Source organism: Ruegeria sp. H7 (assembly GCF_056532945.1).
Window position 1 is genome coordinate 252,944 of the sequence record NZ_JBQFNZ010000004.1, and the last position, 20,710, is coordinate 273,653.

Annotated in this window: 12 protein-coding genes; 8 read left to right on the top strand and 4 right to left on the bottom strand. The window is 59.3% G+C overall.

Annotated features, from left to right (window positions below; genetic code table 11):
• Positions 1–10: 10 nt before the first annotated feature.
• Complete coding sequence (locus ACR0AC_RS11695) at positions 11–838, bottom strand: ion transporter (protein ID WP_480873616.1); 828 nt, start codon at positions 836–838, stop codon at positions 11–13.
• A gap of 228 nt (positions 839–1,066) precedes the next feature.
• Between ACR0AC_RS11695 and ACR0AC_RS11700 the strand changes: the two genes are divergently transcribed.
• Both ACR0AC_RS11700 and ACR0AC_RS11705 read left to right on the top strand, forming a co-directional pair.
• Positions 1,067–2,821, top strand: coding sequence for a ShlB/FhaC/HecB family hemolysin secretion/activation protein (locus ACR0AC_RS11700; RefSeq protein ID WP_480873521.1), 1,755 nt, complete (start codon positions 1,067–1,069; stop codon positions 2,819–2,821).
• Positions 2,822–2,828: 7 nt separating this feature from the next.
• The gene (locus ACR0AC_RS11705; RefSeq protein WP_480873523.1) at positions 2,829–6,455 is read left to right on the top strand and encodes a two-partner secretion domain-containing protein; all 3,627 of its coding nucleotides are present in this window, start codon (positions 2,829–2,831) and stop codon (positions 6,453–6,455) included.
• Between the two features lie 88 nt (positions 6,456–6,543).
• Here ACR0AC_RS11705 and ACR0AC_RS11710 read toward each other — a convergent pair whose 3' ends face one another.
• Positions 6,544–7,563, bottom strand: a complete 1,020-nt coding sequence (locus ACR0AC_RS11710) for a hypothetical protein (protein WP_480873524.1) — start codon at positions 7,561–7,563, stop codon at positions 6,544–6,546.
• 576 nt (positions 7,564–8,139) lie between these two features.
• Between ACR0AC_RS11710 and ACR0AC_RS11715 the strand changes: the two genes are divergently transcribed.
• Together ACR0AC_RS11715 and ACR0AC_RS11720 are read left to right on the top strand one after the other, a co-directional pair.
• Complete coding sequence (locus tag ACR0AC_RS11715) at positions 8,140–10,806, top strand: DUF2408 domain-containing protein (RefSeq protein ID WP_170630761.1); 2,667 nt, start codon at positions 8,140–8,142, stop codon at positions 10,804–10,806.
• Positions 10,807–10,847: 41 nt separating this feature from the next.
• Positions 10,848–14,051, top strand: coding sequence for a hypothetical protein (locus ACR0AC_RS11720; protein WP_480873526.1), 3,204 nt, complete (start codon positions 10,848–10,850; stop codon positions 14,049–14,051).
• A 63-nt stretch (positions 14,052–14,114) separates the two neighbouring features.
• On the opposite strand, the gene ACR0AC_RS11725 is transcribed toward ACR0AC_RS11720, so the two are convergent.
• Both ACR0AC_RS11725 and ACR0AC_RS11730 read right to left on the bottom strand, forming a co-directional pair.
• Positions 14,115–16,439 carry a fatty acid cis/trans isomerase gene (locus ACR0AC_RS11725; RefSeq protein ID WP_480873528.1) on the bottom strand — a complete coding sequence of 775 codons (2,325 nt, stop codon included), beginning with the start codon at positions 16,437–16,439 and terminating at the stop codon, positions 14,115–14,117.
• A gap of 130 nt (positions 16,440–16,569) precedes the next feature.
• Positions 16,570–17,406: a nitroreductase family protein gene (locus ACR0AC_RS11730; RefSeq protein ID WP_480873530.1), complete on the bottom strand. Its 837-nt coding sequence runs from the start codon at positions 17,404–17,406 to the stop codon at positions 16,570–16,572.
• 117 nt (positions 17,407–17,523) lie between these two features.
• Between ACR0AC_RS11730 and ACR0AC_RS11735 the strand changes: the two genes are divergently transcribed.
• The 4 genes from ACR0AC_RS11735 to ACR0AC_RS11750 are packed head-to-tail and all read left to right on the top strand — an operon-like array spanning position 17,524 to position 20,697.
• Positions 17,524–18,240 (top strand): succinate dehydrogenase/fumarate reductase iron-sulfur subunit, encoded by a 717-nt coding sequence (locus tag ACR0AC_RS11735; RefSeq protein ID WP_170622451.1) that lies wholly within the window; start codon positions 17,524–17,526, stop codon positions 18,238–18,240.
• A complete protein-coding gene (locus ACR0AC_RS11740; protein WP_170622450.1) occupies positions 18,240–18,587 on the top strand; it encodes a succinate dehydrogenase/fumarate reductase transmembrane subunit in 348 nt (115 codons plus the stop codon). Before ACR0AC_RS11735 ends, ACR0AC_RS11740 begins: the two co-directional genes overlap by 1 nt.
• Positions 18,584–18,937 carry a succinate dehydrogenase, cytochrome b556 subunit gene (gene sdhC / locus ACR0AC_RS11745; RefSeq protein ID WP_480873533.1) on the top strand — a complete coding sequence of 118 codons (354 nt, stop codon included), beginning with the start codon at positions 18,584–18,586 and terminating at the stop codon, positions 18,935–18,937. Before ACR0AC_RS11740 ends, sdhC begins: the two co-directional genes overlap by 4 nt.
• A gap of 2 nt (positions 18,938–18,939) precedes the next feature.
• Positions 18,940–20,697, top strand: a complete 1,758-nt coding sequence (locus ACR0AC_RS11750; RefSeq protein ID WP_480873535.1) for an L-aspartate oxidase — start codon at positions 18,940–18,942, stop codon at positions 20,695–20,697.
• Positions 20,698–20,710 lie beyond the last annotated feature (13 nt).

A 20,710-nucleotide genomic window follows, 5' to 3' on the forward strand; every position in this document is an offset into this window, starting at 1 on the left:
GTCACCCAATCTAATTGCCGTCATCTTTCAGTGCCGCGACCTCTGTGCGCAGTTTCTTCACCTCAGCCAGCAGCTCGATCACGTTCCTGTCGACGATGTCGGTTTCACTGCGGACCAGCTCGCGCAGGCGCGAGAATTCCTGGCCTGCTTCGTCTTCAACCGCCGACTGCATGGTGTTGACCAGCAGACCGATGAACAGGTTCAGAACCGAAAACGCGGTGATGACGATGAAGGGCACAAAGAAAATCCAGGCGATCGGGTGTTCTTCCATCACCGGTCGCACGATGCCCATGGACCAGCTTTCCAGCGTCATGATCTGGAACAGCGTGTAAAGAGACCGCCCCAACGTGCCGAACCATTCCGGGAAATCCGGTCCATACATCAGTGTTGCCATGACCGCGAAGACATAGAACACAATCGAGATCATGATGATTACCGCGCCCATACCCGGCAACGCGTCCAAAAGGGCTTTCACCACGGCCCGCATCTGCGGAATGACTGACAGCAGACGCATTGCCCGGATGACGCGCAGCCCCCGCAGGGCGGACAGGCCTTCGCGTTCCGGCAGCAGTCCGACGCAGACCACAACCAGGTCAAAGATGTTCCAGGCGTTTCGGAAAAATTCCAGCCGATAGGCAAAGAGTTTCAGCAACAATTCGGCCACGAATATGAACAGGACGATCTTGTCCAGCAGCGCCAGCGCCGGGCCGACACTGTCCTTGACCCAGTCAGACGTGGACAACCCTAGCGTGATCGCGTTGAAAATGATCAGGCCGAGAATGACATTCGTGACCACCGGCAATTCGACAAAGATACGAGCTTTGTCGCGCAGGCTCATTGTCGATGTAGCTTCCACCTTACCAGGACTCCTGAAACTTGTACCGGGATGCGTATATCCAAAGCTTTGGGTCGATTGTCGATCAGATGAAAGACGCCTGACGTGGTCGTGATTGGCGGTTACCGTCTTTGGATTTCAGCAAGGGTCAATTGTGACGACTCGCTCTCGGCGTGTTGATCTTGCGAGGGTTGCAACCGGTGTGCGATCCGCGCGATTGGGTCATTCATGATGATGTTTTTAACAAGTATACAGGCGTTGCGCCTTTGGGTGATCAGGTGGCGGTCCTCGGTTTTGGGGGCTGCGGCCCTGGGTTTGATGGTGACTTGGGTGGGCGGTGCCGCGCTGGCGCAGACCGCATCCAACCTTGCCCCATCCACCTTTCAGCCGCAGAATCAGCGCAGCACAGGGCCGGTCACCGTTGCCCGCGATCCCGGAGCCCCGGCACCGGCGGGTGTGGATCAGTTGTTTGTCACAATTGGGCAGGTTGAGATCGAAGGGGCGCTGCCTCAGCTATCCGGCGCGAATCAGGCCTTCGTCGAAAACCTGCGCGGGAAGCGTGTTGCCGTATCCGAGATATTCGGGGCCACCCGACGTTTGGAAAACGCCTATACAACCGCAGGTTATGCGCTTAGCCGCGTGGTCCTGCCGCAGCAAACCCTGCTGGATGGGGGAACGTTGCGGATCGTGGTGATCGACGGTTTTGTCGAGCGTATCGATGCATCCCGCGTTCCCGAGCCCGCCCGGGCGCGGGTTCAGGCGGTGACAAACCCGCTGATCGGACAACGCGGTATCCTGCTGAACGACATCGAACGCGCCTTGTTGCTGGCCGGGGATACGTTTGGCATCCGTTTGTCTTCGACCTTGTCACAAGGCGACAGCCGGGGCGGCACCGTACTGACGCTGGATGGTGAGTTTCGCACCTTCACCGGGTCTTTCGGGTTCGACAATTCCCTGTCGGACACGCTGGGACCCGTCAATCTGAATGCAGGGATCGAGGCCAACGGCCTGCTGGGTCTGGGTGAGACCTTCTATTTCCGCGCGGGCGGCGCGCCGGATCGGTTTTTCTCGACCGACTCGCAATATCGGATTCTGGCCGCCGGGGCGGTTATCCCAATCGGGATCAATGGTCTGACCTTCAACGCCGAGGTGACGACAAGCGACACCCTTCCGGACGCGGATCTTCTGCCCAGCAGCAGCAATTTTGACCGCCTGTCGCTGCGGCTTTTCTATCCGTGGATACGCTCGCGCCGGGTCAACCTGTCGTCGCAGCTTGTTCTGGACCGGGTAAGCGATTCGCAGGATCTGGTCATCGGTGCGGCGTCCCTGCCGATCTTTGAAGATGATCTGAGCATTCTGCGCGCCTCGCTGGACGGCACGTGGCAGTTCGAGAACGGGTCATCCCTGACGGGCAACGCCACCTTGTCGCGGGGCCTGGACGCCTTCGGGGCCAGCGCCTCGGTCGGGCCGGATGACACGCCGCTGTCGCGTCAGGGCGCAAGCGCGGTCTTTACCAAGCTGGTTCTGGGCGCGCGCTACGACCGTCCGCTGGACCGCAACTGGTCTCTCTCGGTGAACGGGCGGATTCAGACCAGCTTTGGCGATCCGCTGGTGACATCGGAACAATTCAGCATCGCCGGGCCCAGCGAATTGTCCACCTTCGATGCGGGTGAGTTGCGTGGGGATGACGGCTGGGTTCTGCGGGCCGAGTTGGGGCGCAGCCAGCAGACGGCGGTGGCAGGCCTGCCGCTGGTCATCAAACCCTACGTTTTCGGAGCGCGTGGCGTTTTGGGTGTTGAACAGCCCACGGTTCTTGAGCAGGGCACGACCCGCGCGTCGTCCTATGGCGTCGGTCTGGACGTTTTTACAATTGAGAATTCGGCCTATCGGTCGGCATCGGTACGAGTGGAATATGGAAGAGGTGAACGCGATGACTTTGGCGAAGACGGCAACCGGTTCAACATCACTTTCAATCGCAGGTTCTAGCACCGTCATGAAACAGATCACGACAGGTTTCTGGTGTTCGGCAACCGCCCTGCTATGGGCGACAACCGCCTTGGCGCAGGCATTGCCCACAGGTGGATCGGTGGTTGCGGGGTCCGCGACCCTAAGCCAGCCCAGCAATACCCAGCTGAACATCAATCAGAATTCGAACGCGGCCATTGTCAATTTCAACAGCTTCTCAATCGGTGAAGGCGCGCGGGTCGACATCAACCAACCCGGCGCTGCCAGCGTGTTTCTGGGGCGTGTGACCGGTGACACCACCAGCCAGATCCACGGGCAACTGAACGCCAACGGGCAGGTGCATCTGGTCAATCCGAACGGCATTTTCATCGGCCCGAACGGCAGTGTCAGCACGGCCGGTTTTGTGGCATCCTCGCTGAACATCTCGAACGAGGATTTTCTGAACGGCACCTATCGCTACACGGGCAACGGCAACTCGGCAGCGGTCGAGAATGCGGGGACGATCTCGATCGTGCCGGGGGGCTATGCGGCCCTGATCGGTGGGCGGGTCAGCAATTCGGGCCTGATCCGGGTGCCATTGGGCAAGGTCGGTCTGGGCGCTGGCGAGCAGGTGACGCTGGACGTCTCCGGCGACGGGTTCTTGCAGGTCGCAGTGCCTTCGGACACGGATGACGCCTTGATGGAGGCGCTGGTGTCGAACTCGGGCCGGATCGAGGCCAATGTCGGCAGCGTGCATCTTCAGGCCGCCAGCGCCAGAAACGCGGCGCGTCAGGTCATCAATATGTCCGGCGTGATCGAGGCGCGCTCGGTCTCGGGCCGGTCCGGCGCGGTGGTGCTGGGCGGCAGCGGTGGTGGCGTGCAGGTCAGTGGAACGATTGACACATCGGCATCGGTGGCGCAGGTGGCCAGCTCTCCCAGACCTGTTGCGCGGCCCGGTTCGGGTGGCAGCATCACGATCACGGGTGAAGCGATTGCCCTGACCGGCGCGACGCTCAGGGCCGACGGGCTTGGCGCTGGCGACGGCGGCACCATCCGGGTAGGGGGCGATTATCAGGGCGGCGGCGATTTGCAGACCGCGCAAACCACCTTTGTTGACGCAGGCACCACCCTGTCGGCGGATGCAGGCGATCGGAGCGATGGCGGTCGGGTCATCGTCTGGTCGGACGAATTCACCAATTTCAACGGCTCCATCTCGGCCCGGGGTGGGGCAAATGGTGGTGACGGTGGATTTGCCGAGGTGTCCGGCCTTGTTGATCTGCGTTATCGCGGACTTGCCGACCTGCGCGCGCCGAAGGGTGAGGTGGGGACGCTTTTGCTGGACCCGCAGAACATCACCATACCCGGCACGCTGACCGAAGCCGGGCTTGAGGCGCAGCTGGATCTGGGCAATGTCATTCTGGATACCTCGGACGTGGTTGGCACGGATGACGGCAACATCACGATCAACGCCGATATCGATTGGGTTTCGACCTCGGACCTGAGGCTGAATGCGGACAACGCCATAACATTCAACGGCGCGATCAATGCACCCAACGGCAGCCTGACCCTGAACGCCCTTGGGGCCGTGGACGGGATCGGGCTGATCTCGACCGGGGCAGGGGGCACCATCGACGTGGGCGCATTCTCGCTGCTGGCGGGGTCGTGGGAACAGGTCTCGGGCACACTTCCGTCCTTTGCTGCGGCGGATTTTTCGATCAGCAGTGGCGCAAGCTTTCTGCGGGCGCTGGCCGGGGACGGCACTGCGGCCAACCCGTTCCAGTTGACGGATGTCTACGGATTGCAGGGCATCGGCAGCGCGGGACGCGGATCCCAGAACTATGAGCTGGCCAACAACATCGACGCTTCGGTCACCGCCGGATGGACGGGCGGGTTTGATCCCATCGGCAACTTCTCGGGCACGCTTGATGGCAACCGCAATATCATCGACGGGCTGGTGATCGATCAGGGAACAGGATCCGGCGGTTTTGTAGATACAAACGACGGCGTGCTGACCGAGTTCCAGTTGACCAACGCAAACGTGACAGTGGGCACCGGCGGCATTGTCGCCAGTTCCAACACCGGAGAGATTTCCGGCGTCGCTGTATCCGGCAGCATAACGGCAAACGACAACCTTGGTGGCGCGATTGTCGGCGGTTTGGTTGGCAACAACACCGGCACCGTTGTCGACAGTTTCTCGACCGCGTCCGTCAACGCCTTCCTGCCGATTGATGCCAGTGCAAACTTCATTACCGCTGGCGGGTTAGTAGGTTTGAACTTCGGGGATGTCGAGCGGTCTCATAGCCTTGGAAATGTAACGGTTGAGGACGAAACTGGATTTGGCGAATTGGTAGGTGGGGGCCTTGTCGGTTCCAACTTTGGGTTGACGCAAGATTCCTACGCTCAAGGGGCGGTCGTAGCCTTGGCTGGGTCCGGTTTGACTTCAGTCGGTGGGTTGGCAGGATCAAATACCGGAGGCTCGGTCGAGCGATCCTACTCAACCGGTGTCGTGACGACAACGGGTTCTACAAGTGACGAAGTTGGGGGGTTGATCGGCAACAACTCACGTCTAGCCGGCATCGATACACCGGTCTTTGGAACCGTGACTGCATCCTTCTGGGACGTCAACAGCTCGGGTCTGACGACAAGCGATGGCGGAACGGCCCTGACGACGGCGCAGTTTCAGGACACGCAGGGATTCTTTGACCTGGCATCCGCTCAGGGGTGGGATTTCGACAATGTCTGGGCACCGGGATCAGCCGGGTTCTTGCCTGCCAACTATTCAACCTCGCCGGTGGTGTTTGCCATTCCTGATCCGACCACAGCGATTGCGGGTCAGACGGCGGCAGCGACCACAACCGGGACAGTTTCTGGCGGGCCGTCGCAGTTTCGCTTTGGACCTGACCCGGATACGCTGAATACTTCTCCGATCTTTCAGTCGCTGACATTTGCCAGCCAGAACGTGGGCACCACGACATTCACCGTTGATACCAGCAATCTGAACAGCGCCAACGGACAGGCGTTTCGTGTTGTCGCCCTTGGCGGTAGCGCCACGATTACGCCCGCAATCGGCATTCCGGGCGGCCCCGGCAGCGTTGTTCCACCGCAATTGCCGCCGGTTCCCACCGTGGATGTCACACCAACCGTCGATACGGATATCACCGATGACACCGGCGGCGGGGGAACTGCCGTAAACCCCGGTGTTGGCCCCACAGGGACAACCGATATTGTCGAAGATGTCTCGGCCGATTTTGAGGACGCGATTGCAAGCTGCGAGGCAGCGGATCAGGGCCTGACCCAATATCTGGACTGTCTGGCCGAAGCTCTGGACGATTTTGCCGGTGAACTGGATTCGATTGCCAATGATCTTCCGGTCGGATTGGAAGAGGTCGGCGACATCATTCGCGACGCCAGCGCAGGTATCCGCGCCGCCGGGGATGAGGCGAACCGCCGTCTGGCGCTTGCCACCACAGCGGCCCAGCGGGACGCCATTCGCCGCGATGCCGTCAATCAGGCGCGCGCTGCCATTCAAACTGCGCAGACGGAAATCCGAAAGGCCATCACTTTGATCCGGGCCAGCGATCCGGAACTGGCGGGGGTCGAGCGGCAACAGATCGACATGTTGGTTGCAGCCGTTGGATCTGCTGAAATCAGCCTGTCCCGCGCGATTGGTCTGTAAACCGAAGGGTCAGCGATCGGGCTGACCCGAGTTTCAGGCACAAAAAAAGCCCGCCCTGATCGGGCGGGCTTTTGTCTGGCCAAAGCAATCAGGCGGCAAGTTGGCCGTCAAGCTCATTCAGAACGGCCAGCAAAGGGGCCTTGATCTTCAAGCTGGACACAAACGGGTTGTCCTCCAGAAGCGCGATCAGCGCATTGCCGTCCAAATGGCTGCGCAAACGTTGGATGCAGTGACGGATTTCCGCCTCGGCAGCTTTTCGTTCTGCGCCCTGGGTCTGGTTCCAGACGCCCGCCGCTGCAAACAGATCCGTTTCGATGCTGTCCAGCAGGCCGGTCGCCCCGCCAAAGACGCTTTTGTAATCGTCATTTGCGATGCGGCTGATCCTTGGGTCCGGCTGCTGGGCAAGGGTGGTCATCAGCTTGTCGAAATTCGCGTTGGTGTCAGATCGAAGCTGCACAAGTTTTTTGAAGGTTGCACTGACCGCCTTGGCATCCGTTTTTGGCTGGTCAGCCGAACCCTGCTTTTTCAGCGCCGCCGCCAGACGGGCCATCCCCGCGCGGGCCTTGTCCTGATCCCCGGCCTCGACCAGACCGCCGATGGTTTGCAGCGCCGACAGCAAGGCCTGCGACCGATCAGGGTTCTGCTCGGCAACGGCCCTGGTCATGCGGCTGAGCGTTTCGAATTTCTTCTGCAACTCGCCCAGGTCATCGGAAGCCGGGGTGTCGTCGGCCTCATCAGCTGGAGCGTCAGCCACAGCGCCTTGATCGGCGATGTCCTGATCTTCATCCTCAAGTTCGTCATCCAGCACCTTGCCGCTGGAATCCAGAATGCGAACCTTGAAGCTTAGCTTGGCGGCTTTCAGAAACTGCCGCAACGCCTTGACGGACGGGCGCTTGGGTTCATCCTCGCAGGTGATGACAAGAAACTTGTCTTCCAGTTTGGCAACGCCCCACACAACCGCCTTATTGTCTGAAACCCCCGCGTCGGCCTTGACCGTCTTGCGAAGCTTTTCTGCCTTGGTTGTTGCGTGCAGTTCACACGCACTGTCGGCGACCGCCTTGGCCGGGGCAAACGCGAAATTGAGCGGTTTCGTTTTCGCGATTGCCAATTTGGCCTTTAATTCTTTTATCTGCGCTTTATCCACAGTGATCACTCCACACCGGACGAAATTACGGCACTTTCGGGTGCCGAGACTCATACAGTTCGATCTAAGAGCATATGAGGCGATGCTGCACAATTAAACCTGATATACATTTGCGTGTATTTGGTTACAGGTTTTTTGATCAACAGGTCTGAAACGGGGCTGGCTTCGGAAAAATTGATAAAGTTTGGGTTTGTATTTGACCAAACGGACAGCAAATCTGCCGTTTTGATCGGGATTGTTTTACCTTTTTCGAGGTTACGTAAACCCCTGCGTGGCATGCGGTTCAAGCCTTCGCTGCCTTGGTAACAAACCACACGAAAACTTTGAATTGCTTTAGTTGAATCCCCCTCGGAATACAGTCTACGGGTTATTTAGCCGAAACCGATCCGCATTTGGAATCGGGGCAGGCACGTATTGATGACTGCGTATGGGTCTTGAAAAGGAAAGTGGTGAAAAAGGTTATACTCTCTGAGGTTGTGTAATCTATTTCACATTGCGCTCCAAATTAAAGATCTGGATATGTAAAGGGTAAGAGCCTAAATGCCGGAAACAATGGAATTCCCGACAATGGACCCAAAGCAATTGGACTGGGTTCAGAATTATTACAAATTGCGCGGATGGGCGTTTCCGGACGCCGGACCCGCTGCGTCGGTGGAAACTTCCAGTGAAACCGATACGCAAGCCGAACAGCCGGTTCGCGAAATCGTGGATCAGGTGCAGGCCGAGTTCACGGTTCAACTGATCGCCAGCGAGCTTGAGCACGCCGAGTCCACCCATGAAGAACTGGCCGAATTGCAAGAGGAATTGCGCGCGCAGGACAGCAACGCGCAGGCTGCGCCGCAGAACAAATCTCAGGTCGATCTTATCCAGTCGCAGGTGAAGTTGATCAAAAAGCAGCGCGAGGCCGAAGGGAAGCTGATCCCGACATCCGGTCTTGATGACAGGACTCAAGGCATCCTTGCAGAGATGCTGGCCCTGTGCGACCGGAAGCTGGAGATTGCCGAGGCACAGGCGAAACTGGGCGGTTTCGACGAAGCGCAGTCCACCTTGACCGATGTGCAACATGATCTGTCCGACATTCGCACGGCTCGTTTGGCGGCGCAGGTTTCGCAGCCCGCGCCGGAACCTTCGGCAGCGCTGAAAGCCCTGTCCGCCAAAACACAAGAGGCCGCGCGCAGCTTGCGTCAGATCGAATTTGTCGGGTTGGCAAAGTCCCTTGAGGCCAAGCTGAAAGATCTGTCGCAGGAGGTCGCGCCCGAAGAACACGCCTATTGGGGAATGCTGGAAGACGAGGTTCAGAAAACCGGCAAGGCCATCGGCGTTCTGACCAAGACCAGCGACCGGATCGGCGTCATTCGCAACAGCCTGGACAAGGAAGGGTTCGATCAGTGGGCGCATAATATCGAAACCGAACTGGCATCCATTCAGGCGCGCGAAGGTCGCACTGTTCTGGGCACTGTCAGCGACCTCAACCTGCTCAAATCCAGCGCCGAGAGATATGAAGAGCAAGCCAAAGGCAAGGAATGGGATGATGCGGAGCTTGAGGCGCTGACGACCGAAGTCCGCGAGCAGTTCGACAAGCTGATCAAACGCGACGACCTTGGCCGGATCGAAACAAAAGACGACAAGACTCATGTCGAGCGCAAGGCCGGCACGTACAAGGATCTGGACCACGATGTCTACGTCCAGATCCCGCGCCGGGGCAACAAGAAGGTCCCGCGGGAAACCGTGCAGGCCGTTTTGGACTCGCTCGAGTTTCTGGACGAATTGCACGCCTCGGGTGTCAAGGGCGTGGACAGCATCGCCAAGCAAGAGTTGGAAAAGGCCAAGGGCATTCTGGATGGGATTGCAAATAACGCCGGTGACTATGCCAAGCTGAAGAAAAAGCTGGCCGATCTGTCGGATAAGATCGACAAACTGGCCTCGGGCCGGACCGCCGGGTTCTACATCGAGGAAAGGCTGCGCCTGGCCGAAAAGGTCAGCAAGCTGAGCGCGGGCTACACCACGATGCCAATCGAAACTGCGAAAACCGAGTTTTCGCAATTGCTGCGCACCGATTTCGAAGAGCTGCACACAAACGCCAAAGAGGCTGAGAAGACCGGGAAGGACTTTGAAACCAAAAGCGCGGCGGTGATCAAGGATTTGGACAGGGTCGCAGCGCTTGTGAATGATGATCTGGTTTCAAAGATCCGGGCAGTTCTGCCGCATGACAAGATCCCGTTCTTCGAACGGCTCGCAAAGTCCAAAGGGGCCGGACCGCTGAAGATCGAGCATGAAGACCTGCTTGAACTGGCAAAAAATGCGCTGACCAAAGAGGATATGTCCGACGCCCTTTCAAAGATGGGCGACCTTAAGAAGAAGACCGCCCGGCAGGCTGAAATCCTCTATGATCTTGCGAAGTTGAAGCAGACGTCTGATTTGAACCACCACGATCAGCAGAAGCTGGACCAGATCACATCTGATTATCTCAAGGATCAGGAAGACCGGCGGAACAACAAGGACAGGGCCAAGGAATTCGCGGCCATGGCCAAACCGCTGAAAGACGAACTGGACGCGATGCTGCGCGACAAGGTCAGCCTCAAGCGCATTCTGGACAAGTTCAAAGGCCATTCCCGTGTCGATCCCGAAACCTTTGATCTGTCCCGGCTGCGGGATCTTCGGGATGAGTTGACGGTTCTGGAAAAGCGTTCGATCACCAAGGATGAGTTCGCCAAGAACAAAGAGCGTTTCAACGACCTGCAACAAAGCATGGACTTCATCCGCAGCGAGATCACCGGTTTCCGGGACGATCTGGCGCAGGGGCTGACCACCTATGCCGAACGGTGCATCGGAACCCTTCAGGATGCCGCCGATTTCGTGCGGAACGATTTTGTCACTCAGGTCGATGCGCTGAAAGGCGACGGACAGAATGTGGTGGATCAGGCGGCCTTGCAGCGGTTTGCGAACAACATCTCCTCGCAACTGGTTCTGCAGGGTCTGAAGACCCACACGGACATCATCGCGGATCGGGATCAGGATCTTGCCGCCCGGAAACAGGCGCGCGAACAAGCCCTGCGGCAGGTGCGCCCGCTGCTGGCTCAGATCCGGGGCAATGCGGGCATCCAGCATTACCTCAACCACCCGTTCACCAGCGTTCAGAACAAACTTCACATCGCCGTTGACGAACTGACCCAACTGGAAGTCCGGCTGCTGCAACTGGCGTCCTGAATTTGATGAGACCGGCGTAAAGACCGGAACAAGGAATAGACATGGCTTTTACAGACACTCAGATCAAATGGCTGGAAACCGCACAGGGCAAGGCCGAAGACTTTGAAAAAAGCGCCGAGGCGACGGCCCAGAAAGCGGCGGTCTTGACCGATATCCTGACGAAACTGGATGCGGACAAACAGGGCATCAAAGAGGCACAGGATTTCAAGGTCTCGATGGCACGTCATGCGGGCGTGTTCAAACTGCCGGGCAAGGGCAAGATGGATTGGCTGAACGGCAAGATGATGTCCGAGGTGGACAGCTATGCCGACCTGCCCGACGCAACCGGTGTCACCCCCGAGGTGATGAAGGCGGCAAGTGAATCGCTGGCCAAGATTCTGGACCGCCAGCACGAGATGCAGGACAGCGGCCTGTTCAGCGACGAAGACATCGCCCGCGAATTATGGGCCCCCCTGGTGCGCGAGGGCATCATCCCGTCGAACATCGTGCCCGACGCCTACAGCGAATTCAAAAAGATGTTCGACGGTGCCTCGGAAATTTACGATGCCAAGCTGGATGAATATTCCGACACTGCCTCGAAATTCGAGGACGTTTTCAGGGTCATGGGCATTGCCAAGGACACGATCACGATGGCCTCGACCATTGCCGCGTCCTCAATGACATTTGCCGATTTCGATATCACCGGCCGAAGCCGGGCGGACGGGCGTGAGTTGGAAGCCAAGAACGCCGTTCTGGGCGCAAAGCAAAACGCGCTGATCGACGAAACACGCACCAAGCTGGAACTGCCGGACGACGCTGGCACGTTGACCGTGTTGGCAAAGGCAAAGGAAAACCCCGAACTTGCCAGCGTCGTGACCGAGTTCAACGACATTGACGCCGCCCGCGCCGCCCTGTCCGCAGAGCAATTTTCCGATCCGCGCTGGGTCGCCGGGAAACAGTTGCTGCGCGTGGCCGCCACCAGCCTTGCAACGACCAGTCTGACCGTTGCCGAAAAGGGCGTTCGCTTTGCCGAAAAGCCCGAGAAGGACGTGGGCAAAACCCTGCATTTCGCATCCGACGCCGCAAATGACGTGCTGAGCGGTGTCGTCACCGCCGCACTCAGCGCGGCGGCCACTGCGGACCGGTCGCAGAACGAAGACGGCGGCAATACTCATGATCACCGTCAGGGGTTCAGCGCCGGTCAGGGTGCATTGGCCGCACTGATCAATGGAAACAAGCTGGCGGATAAAATCCTTCTGGCCGCACAGGCCAAGACGCCCGAGGCGCGCGAAAAGGCGGTCATGAGCATCCTGTCGTCGCTGGGTGACACTCTGGCCGAGGCCGCCGCCGCCACGAACCAGGTGGGCGGCGAGGTAAATTCGGGACTGGCGGATTCAGATCTGACCAAGCACCGCGACGAAAGCATCGGCAGCCATGAAGTAGACAAGGAATTTGACGAACGCCCCTATCTGTCCGGGGTTGTTTCCGAAAGCATCCGCGCCTTTTTCATCATGACCGCAAATGTCGGCGGCGCGTGCAAGGAACTGGCCAAGCCGAACCCGGATTTCAAAATGCTCGCAGGTCATCTGACCGCCGGTCTGGCGCATATCGGGGCCTCGTCCGCAACTGTGAATGGCGAGATGGCGCTTTACCCGGAAAAGGCCTTGCTGTCGGACTCGGAAGCCGAGGATTTGCAGGACAAGTCAATCGAGAAACTTTTGCAACAGCGGCTGGATGTGTCCGGCTCGGCCTTCCAGCTTTCGCCGGGCGAGGCGGGCTTTGCGCCCTTCAGCTATGCCAGCTATTTCGCCGACGTCAATTCGTCGATCAAATCGATGGTTGAGGCGCTGAATGAAAACCATGCCAAACCGGGGGCCAATGAAGCCATCGCCCGCAAGACCAAAGAGGCCACCGAGAAGCTTGAAGCGGAAAAGACCGGCAAGGAACTGGATGCGCTGAAAGCGAAACTGGCCGACAAGGGCAGCCGTGAAGAGTTTCTGGCCAGCATCGAAGAAGAGGCCGATGCCGAATTTCAGCATTTGAAAGACGTCATTGCCGCCGCCACCCCACCTGCAGACCCGAAGGATGAGGCGGCAGTTGAAAAATCGAAGAAGTCGGTGGATGCGCTGATCGCCGAAATCAAGGCGTCGGAGATGAAGATCAAGCTGATCGAGACCATTGCGGCCGGTGGCACCAAGGTCCTGACCCGGCTGTTCCCGGTAACTGGTCTGGCGGATTCACTGCGCCAACTCAGCGTCGATGCTGTTGCCCTGTTGCGGAAAGGCGATGAGCTGAACACATGGCGCAAGAACGCGGCCCTAGCCTCGGCCAGCGGATCAGTCTACGAGGCTGCGGTGAAGGAACGGCTGGAAAACTCCAGCGTTCAACTCAGCCAGAAATCCTTCAATGCGTTCTTCTCGGTTCTGGGTGTGGTGTCTCAGGGCACGCGTCTTGGGGATGTAACGGGCGCGGCAACAGGCATTGCGGCGGGAACCTCGATGGCCAAGGCGCTGACGGATTATGGCTACAAGATGTATGATCAGGCAAAAATCCTGCGCGGCTGGAAGCTGTATGTCGATGCCCGCAACAACCCCGGAAACCGCAAGGCGGCCAGAACCGCGATTGCGTGGAACTCGACCCTGGCCAAATGTGTTCTGGCCTATGGCATCGCCATTGTCGGGGATCCCGTGGCCGCTCAGGTCGGGCGGAACTGTGGCCTGACGCCGGAAATCCTGGCCTCGGACAAGGATGTGTGTCTGAAGGTGGTGAAATATTTCGAGACGCTTTACAGCGAAGACCCCGTGGTTCTGCGCAGCGTGCCCAAAGTGTCGGACTGGCATCCCGGGACCCCGGATCTGACGCTGACATCGTGGCTGAAGTTCAAACGCGCCGCCGCAACCAAGGCCTATCCGCGCCTGTCCAAGGACAGTTGCCTGACACCGGACATCGATACCCCGATGAAGGCGTTGCACGGCCTGTGCAAATCCGATCCATTCAAGTTTGAAGAGATCATTGACACCCTGCCCGAACAGGAGAAGCCGCAATTTGCCAAGGACGTGCAAAAGCATCTGCAAGACCTGCATGGCGGGCTGTCGGCTTACCGGCCCAAAACATCGAAGCCGGAAAAGCCCGAGGACCAGCGGTGGGAAGAAGGTGCCCGGCATTACGCGATGGAGGATGTCGCAGATGCGCTGAAAGCGCAGGTGTCGCTGATCCTGCGCGAAGTGAATATTCACGCGGGTCAGCCGGAAACCGAGGCTGCCTGAATTCAAACGTCACGCTAAAAAAGACCCGGTGAGGCAGATCACCGGGTCTTTGCATTTCAGGGGTCAGGTCGGGTCCTGATCAGACCGGGGATCCTTGTAACGATTAAGGTCGAAGAGTCCGGCCTGAATCGGAGCCTGCCCCAGAAACTCGGCGGTCATCCCGTCGCTGAGTGCCCAGAACTCGGGGCTGGTTCTGCGGATGCCGAATTGGGTGACAAACGCGATGTAATCCGACTGGGACCGGATGTCGGTCATGCCGTCGATGAATGCAGACAGGTTGTCTGATTTGACGCGGAAAAAGAAGTTCGGATAGCTGCCGAAGAACCCCGGAATGATCGTCAGTACATCGGCGGCAGGGTCGCGCCGGGCGGCCTCGTGAAACAGGAAGGCCACGTTGTAATGGGCCTTGTCATGGGCGAGGGTGAAATACGCGACCTTGTCATCCGGGCCTTCCACCGCAAGCACGGACAGGTCGGGCAGGTAGCGGACCCAGTCGCCGCGCTGACTTGCCAGCGCACGCAGGGCGCCGTCTGTTCCCTGCGCGCAGGTGTCATTGGTGCACCGGTTGATCGGATCCTGCAGGGGCCATAACCCGTTGCCGCGGGTCAATAAGGTGTCGAAGAACTCCTGCTTCGGGGTGTCGGTCTTATACGCGATACCCGTTGGAAAGCTGTCATCGACCCGGCGCTGGTGCCAATAGGTGTGCACCTTGGCCAACGCACCCCGGTACCAGGTGTCGTGCATCTGCCGCCGGTCGTCTTTGGGTATGAAGGCCAGAAACGTATCTTCACCCTCCATCCGCAATTCATCCATATACAGCCGGGTGGCGAGTTGGTGTTCGACCCGGCCAAACACGTCATAGCCTGCAACGAGGTCATAATAGATACGTTCAAAAATGGGGTAGTCGATCACCCAGGCCGTTTCCGGTATGTCACCATGCAGGCCCGTCATGGCCGAGGCATTGTCGAAGTGACGAAACACCGTGATCAACGCATTGGGGTTGGTCCCGTCCCCGTCCCAGATGGCGTCGTACCCGAACCCGGTCTGATGCGCCGGGCTGTTGCGGTATCGGGCGTCTCGGAACTCAAGATATCTGATTTGGTTTTGGTGCGAGAAACCTTGCAGATCGCCAAGCGCGCCATCGTCCACCTTTGACACCGGCAGATCGAGCGCGGCGGCACCGTCTTGCAAGTAGCTGGGGTCGGTAATCGACAGATCGGCGTCGGGGTCCAGAAAGCTGACCCAGAACCGGTCTTCGATCACATCCACAGCGGTTTCGCCGTGACAGACCGAGCCGCGAATGAAACTACGGACGAAGAACAACGCCTCATCCAGCAGAAACTGATAGCGGCTGCGGGCGGGGATCCGGGCGAATGTGCTGAACGGGTCGCCGCCTTCGACATCTCCGAACGGGGGCAGGCTGTCCAGCGTCCAATCCGGTGTCAGAAAGAGCTGGCTGTACCGCTCCATCCGTGCGGGGCTTAACGCGTAGACCAGATGCTCTTTGTGCACGATAGTTTCGGAGATTTGCTGGAGGCGGTAATAAAACCGGTCGCTGCCCGGATCGTCGAAAGGACGTCGGGTGGCGATTACGTCGATCTCTTGCCCCGAAGGCGTGGTGGATCGCACCATCTGGAAGAACAGCCTGTCCGGCCCGTCGCTGAAATGCAGCCGCGCCAGAAAGAGATGTTCATAGAGATACCGGCTCATCAACTGGTGGCGCAGATCGTCGGAGTTCAGAAACGCCTCCCACGCGGTAATCTGGTCGGCAACAGCGTCAGGGATTTCGGTGGCTGCGGCTGGCAGGGCATCACCGCTGCGCGCCCAGGTGATCAGCGTTTCATATTCGGCGTCGTTCAGCGCTGCGGCGGCGTAAGGCATACCAGCAAGCGGGTTTGTGTCCCGGAATTGGGTGAATTCACCGGGCGTCGGACAGGCCAAAGCGCGATCCAGCGCGAGGCCCAGAACCTCGGGCACCGGCCCATCGGCAGGCAGCGGGTTCTGGCGACCGAGTTCGAGATACCGCTCTAACAGGCTTGGACCATCTGCTGGTCCTGAGGGGTCATCGATGACCGGGTGAAACCCCAGCGCACGCCATTCGGGCACCGTCTGGGCATCGATGCCAAGGCGTGTGGGTTGCGCATCTTTCAGCCGTTCGGTGTGATAAACCGCCAGCTTGCTGCCACCGCGTGCCAACCCCTCGGGCGAGGTGAGTTTCAACTGGCAGGGGGCGTCATAGCAGCTATGGCAGACAACGCAGCGGTGATCGACGATACGTTTCACCTCTTGCGGGTTCGGGGCAGTTTGGGCGTGCAAAGGCAGGCTGAGCAGCACGAACACAAAGGCGCAAAGTGCCGTGATCCTGCATGTCTGGCGATATTGGATCATCCCTTCCCCCTGCTTCGGCCCGAACGCTGTGCCCAAGCTTGGCCCGCCCTGAACGGTTTGTCGATGTTTGGATGAGGTGTTGAATCCCCTGTGGCCAAATGGCCCACAAACACGGGAAAACGGATTGCACCTAGGTCAGTCGAAACCCCTGCACGCGGACATAGTCGCCAAATTCTTCGCGTTCCGGCTTGCTGTACTGCCGGGTCTTGTCGTCGATCCACGTATAGCCCGGTTTCGTATCTTCGTAGTCTGAGTCCCTTTGGCTGGCGTAGGGCTGCGCAACCGCGCGTTCCTGCGCATAGGTTTCAATCGCCTCCCGCAGGTTGGTTTCGCGGTATTCATCCTCGTGACATGTCACGCGCAAGGGTAGTCGCTTGGAAATGGGGGCAGGGGATACCGGATAGCCCAGTGCCAGACCGGCCAGCGGGAACACATGCTGCGGCAGGTTCAGCTGGTCGCTGACCATCCGGGCCTGATTGCGCACCGCGCTGATCGGGCAGCAGCCCAGCCCTGTCGCCTCAGCCGCTGTGACAAAGGCCCCAAGCGCGACGGCGGCGTCCGTGATGGCGTTGAAGAAGGCATCCAGATGATCATTGGCAAAAGGGGTCTCTGTCCAATCATGCAGCAGCCTCTGACGTCGATTGTTGCCGCAGAAGATCAGGATCATCGGAGCCTTTGCAATCCAATCCTGACCGGGGATCAGTTCGGCCAGTTTCCGGCGCTGTGAGGGTGAGCGCAGCAGGATGATATCCCGCTGTTGCAGATCGCTTTTGGTCGGCGCGGCCAAGGCAACGGCGCATAGTGTTTCCAGCAGGTCAGCGTGAATGTCCTGGTCGCGGAAACTGCGGCACGACCCTCGGGCCGCCATGGTGTATAACGGCGCAGCCGCGTCGGGCACCGTTTCAGGCGCATCCGAGAACCGGGCGCGCAGGGCGGCTTGCAGATCGGAAGTTGGGAGATCGGCCACGGCGGCACCTCTTTCGAAACTATCTCTTACACAAAGCTTAAGATTTTTTCGCGTTCATTAAGGCAAACTGTCGGTTAAGCTTTGTTCCAGCCATACAGCATCTGGACACGCTTGAGTATGAATTCAGCGGCGCAGCTAAACATTCGGATCGAACGGGGCGCGGATCGCGTTGAGGCGTTCGAGGTCCCGGCCCAGGACAATCAGACCGTGCTGGACGTTGTCTCGTGGATTCAGCAGAATGCCGACCCAACGCTCAGCTATCGCTTTGCCTGCCGCGTGGGGATGTGCGGGTCCTGTGCCATGATGGTCAACGGGGTGCCGCGCTGGACGTGCCGAACCCATATCTCAAAGGTGCTGGATGGGGAGAGCGTGACCATCGGCCCGCTGCGCAACCTTCCGGTCATCAAGGATCTGGTCGTGGACATGGATCCGTTTTTCGACAAATGGGTCGCGGCCGAAGGCGTTCACCATGGCGTATCGACGCGAGACGATCCGATTGCTCCGGTCGACGAAACCACCCCCGAACGGGTCACGGCCAATGCCGGGATCGAGTGTATCAACTGCGCGGTCTGCTATGCGGCCTGCGATACGGTTGCGGCGCATCCGGATTATCTGGGACCCGCCGCGCTGCAACGGGCCTGGACCCTTGTGAATGACAGCCGGGATGCCGGGCGTGCCGAGATACTGCAGGCGGTGTCGGGGCAGGGCGGTTGCCACAATTGCCACTCGATGGGATCCTGCACGGCCTACTGCCCGAACGAGCTGGACCCGATGTCAGCAATCGCCGGTCTGAAACGCGAGACGCTGAAATCCATATTGCGGAAGGGGCGCTGATGCTGGATTTGCGCCTTTACATGCTGCAACGGGTGACGGCGCTGGTGATGGCCCCGCTTGTGCTGGGGCATCTTGCGGTGATGATCTACGCCATTCAGGGCGGGCTGACCGCTGTCGAGATTTTGGGGCGAACGCAGGGTTCACTGATCTGGTTCCTGTTCTACGGGCTTTTTGCTGTTGCGGTATCCATTCACGGGGCCATTGGTCTACGGGTGATTGCCTTTGAATGGGGTGGCCTGACGGGTGGGGCACTGGACGTCTTTATGTGGGCGACCGGGCTGGCGCTATTTGCTTTGGGTGCACGCGCGGTATGGGCGGTCACGTTTGCGGTTGGGGCCGCGTCATGAGGGCGGTGCGCGGTATCCAGTCTCGGGCCCATCCGCTGTGGCTGGCCTATATTCTGCATCGTTTGTCCGGGATTGCTCTGGCGCTGTTTCTGCCGATCCATTTCTGGGTTCTGGCCATGGCTTTGACAGGTCCCGCGCGGTTGGATGCGGCCCTGGCAATGACCGAGTCCGGCGCGGTGAAGCTGGTCGAATTCGGCCTCGTATTCCTGCTGGCCGTGCATATGTTCGGCGGCCTGCGCCTGATGGCGTTGGAATGGCTGCCTTGGCGCCCATCGCAGAAGACGCTGGCGGCGGGGGCGGCGGCGATGTCGTTCCTCGTGGCCGGGCTGTTTTTCATGCGGGCGATTTAGCGATGCGGCACTTCGAGATCGACCGGCAAGATACCGACATTCTGATCCTCGGCAGCGGGGGCGCGGGGCTGTTTGCCGCGCTGCATGCCCAGCAAACCGCGCCCGAGGGCACCAGGATCACCATCGCCGTCAAAGGCTTGATCGGGAAATGCGGCTGCACGCGGATGGTGCAGGGTGGCTACAATGTCGCCTTGGGTGGTGGCGATACGGTCGAGCGGCATTTCATGGACACCATTCACGGGGGCAAATGGTTGCCCAACCAAGACATGGCCTGGCGTTTGTGCGAACAGGCCATCGTGCGCATTCGGGAATTGGAAAACGAGGTCGGGTGTTTCTTTGACCGCAATCCCGACGGCTCGCTGCACCAGAAAGCCTTCGCCGGTCAGACTGCGGACCGAACGGTGCATAAGGGCGATCTGACCGGGATCGAGATCATCAACCGGCTGATGGAGAAAGTGCTGGCAAGCGGCGTCGAAAAACTGCAGGAACATCGCGCGATTGGATTGGTCCCCAGCAAGGACGGCGGCGCCTTGTCGGGTGTTCTGATGATCGACATGCGCACGGGTCGCTTCCGTTTTGTCCGCGCCAAATGTGTGTTGATGGCCACCGGCGGCGGGCCGACCATGTACCGCTATCACACCCCATCTGGGGACAAAACAATGGATGGGTTGGCCATGGCGCTGCGTGCAGGCTTGCCGCTGCGCGATATGGAGATGGTGCAATTCCATCCGACCGGCCTGCTGGCGGGCGATCACACACGGATGACCGGAACGGTGCTTGAGGAAGGCTTGCGAGGTGCGGGTGGGCAATTGCTGAACCACGCGGGTCAGCGGTTCATGTTCGACTATGACCCTAAGGGTGAGCGGGCCACGCGGGATGTGGTCAGCCGCGGCATCTATGCCGAGATGCGCAAGAATAACGATCCGGGACAGGAGGGGGTGTTTATCTCGATGTCCCATCTGGGCCCCGAGACCGTGCGCCAGAAGTTCAAAGGCATGGTGAAACGCTGTGCTGACAGCGGCTTCGATCTGGCGGCTGGCAAGGTCGAGGTTGTGCCCACCGCGCATTATTTCATGGGCGGTGTGGTTGTCGATGTAGACACGCGCACGGCAATGGAAGGATTGTATGTTGCGGGTGAGGACGCCGGGGGCGCGCATGGGTCGAACCGATTGGGCGGCAATGGCGTGGCCAATTCAACGGTTTATGGCGGTATTGCAGGGGATGTGATGGGCGCGGATGTAAGGGCCATGTCCCTGCGTGAGCCCGATGAGGCAGCCCTGACCGCCGAGCTTGACCGCGCCACCCATCCTCTGTCACGCAAACCCGACCTTGTTCTACCGCTGCGCAAACGATTGCAGGACCTGATGTGGGAGGATGTGGGCGTGATGCGCACCAAACCGGGCCTGACACGTGGCCTGCAAGGGATTGCGCAGGTGTCCGACGCGCTGATGGATGTGGGGGTCGAGGGCAGCAATCTGGCCTTCAACCTGACCTGGCATGACTGGCTGAACCTGCGCTCGCTTTGTGATATATCCGAGGTCATCACCCGGGCCGGGCTGGCGCGCGAAAACTCTCGCGGGGCGCATTACCGCGAAGATTTCCCCGAGCCGGGCGCGATGGAAGACAGCGCATTCACGGTTGCCAAACAGGTCGATGGGGCTGTGGAAGTTTCGCAGGAGCCTGTTCAATTCACAATTGTGAAGCCCGGAGAAACGATCCTGCCAAAGGGCGAGCCCGAGACTTTGGTGGCCGAGAAGTGATATGCCGTGGTAT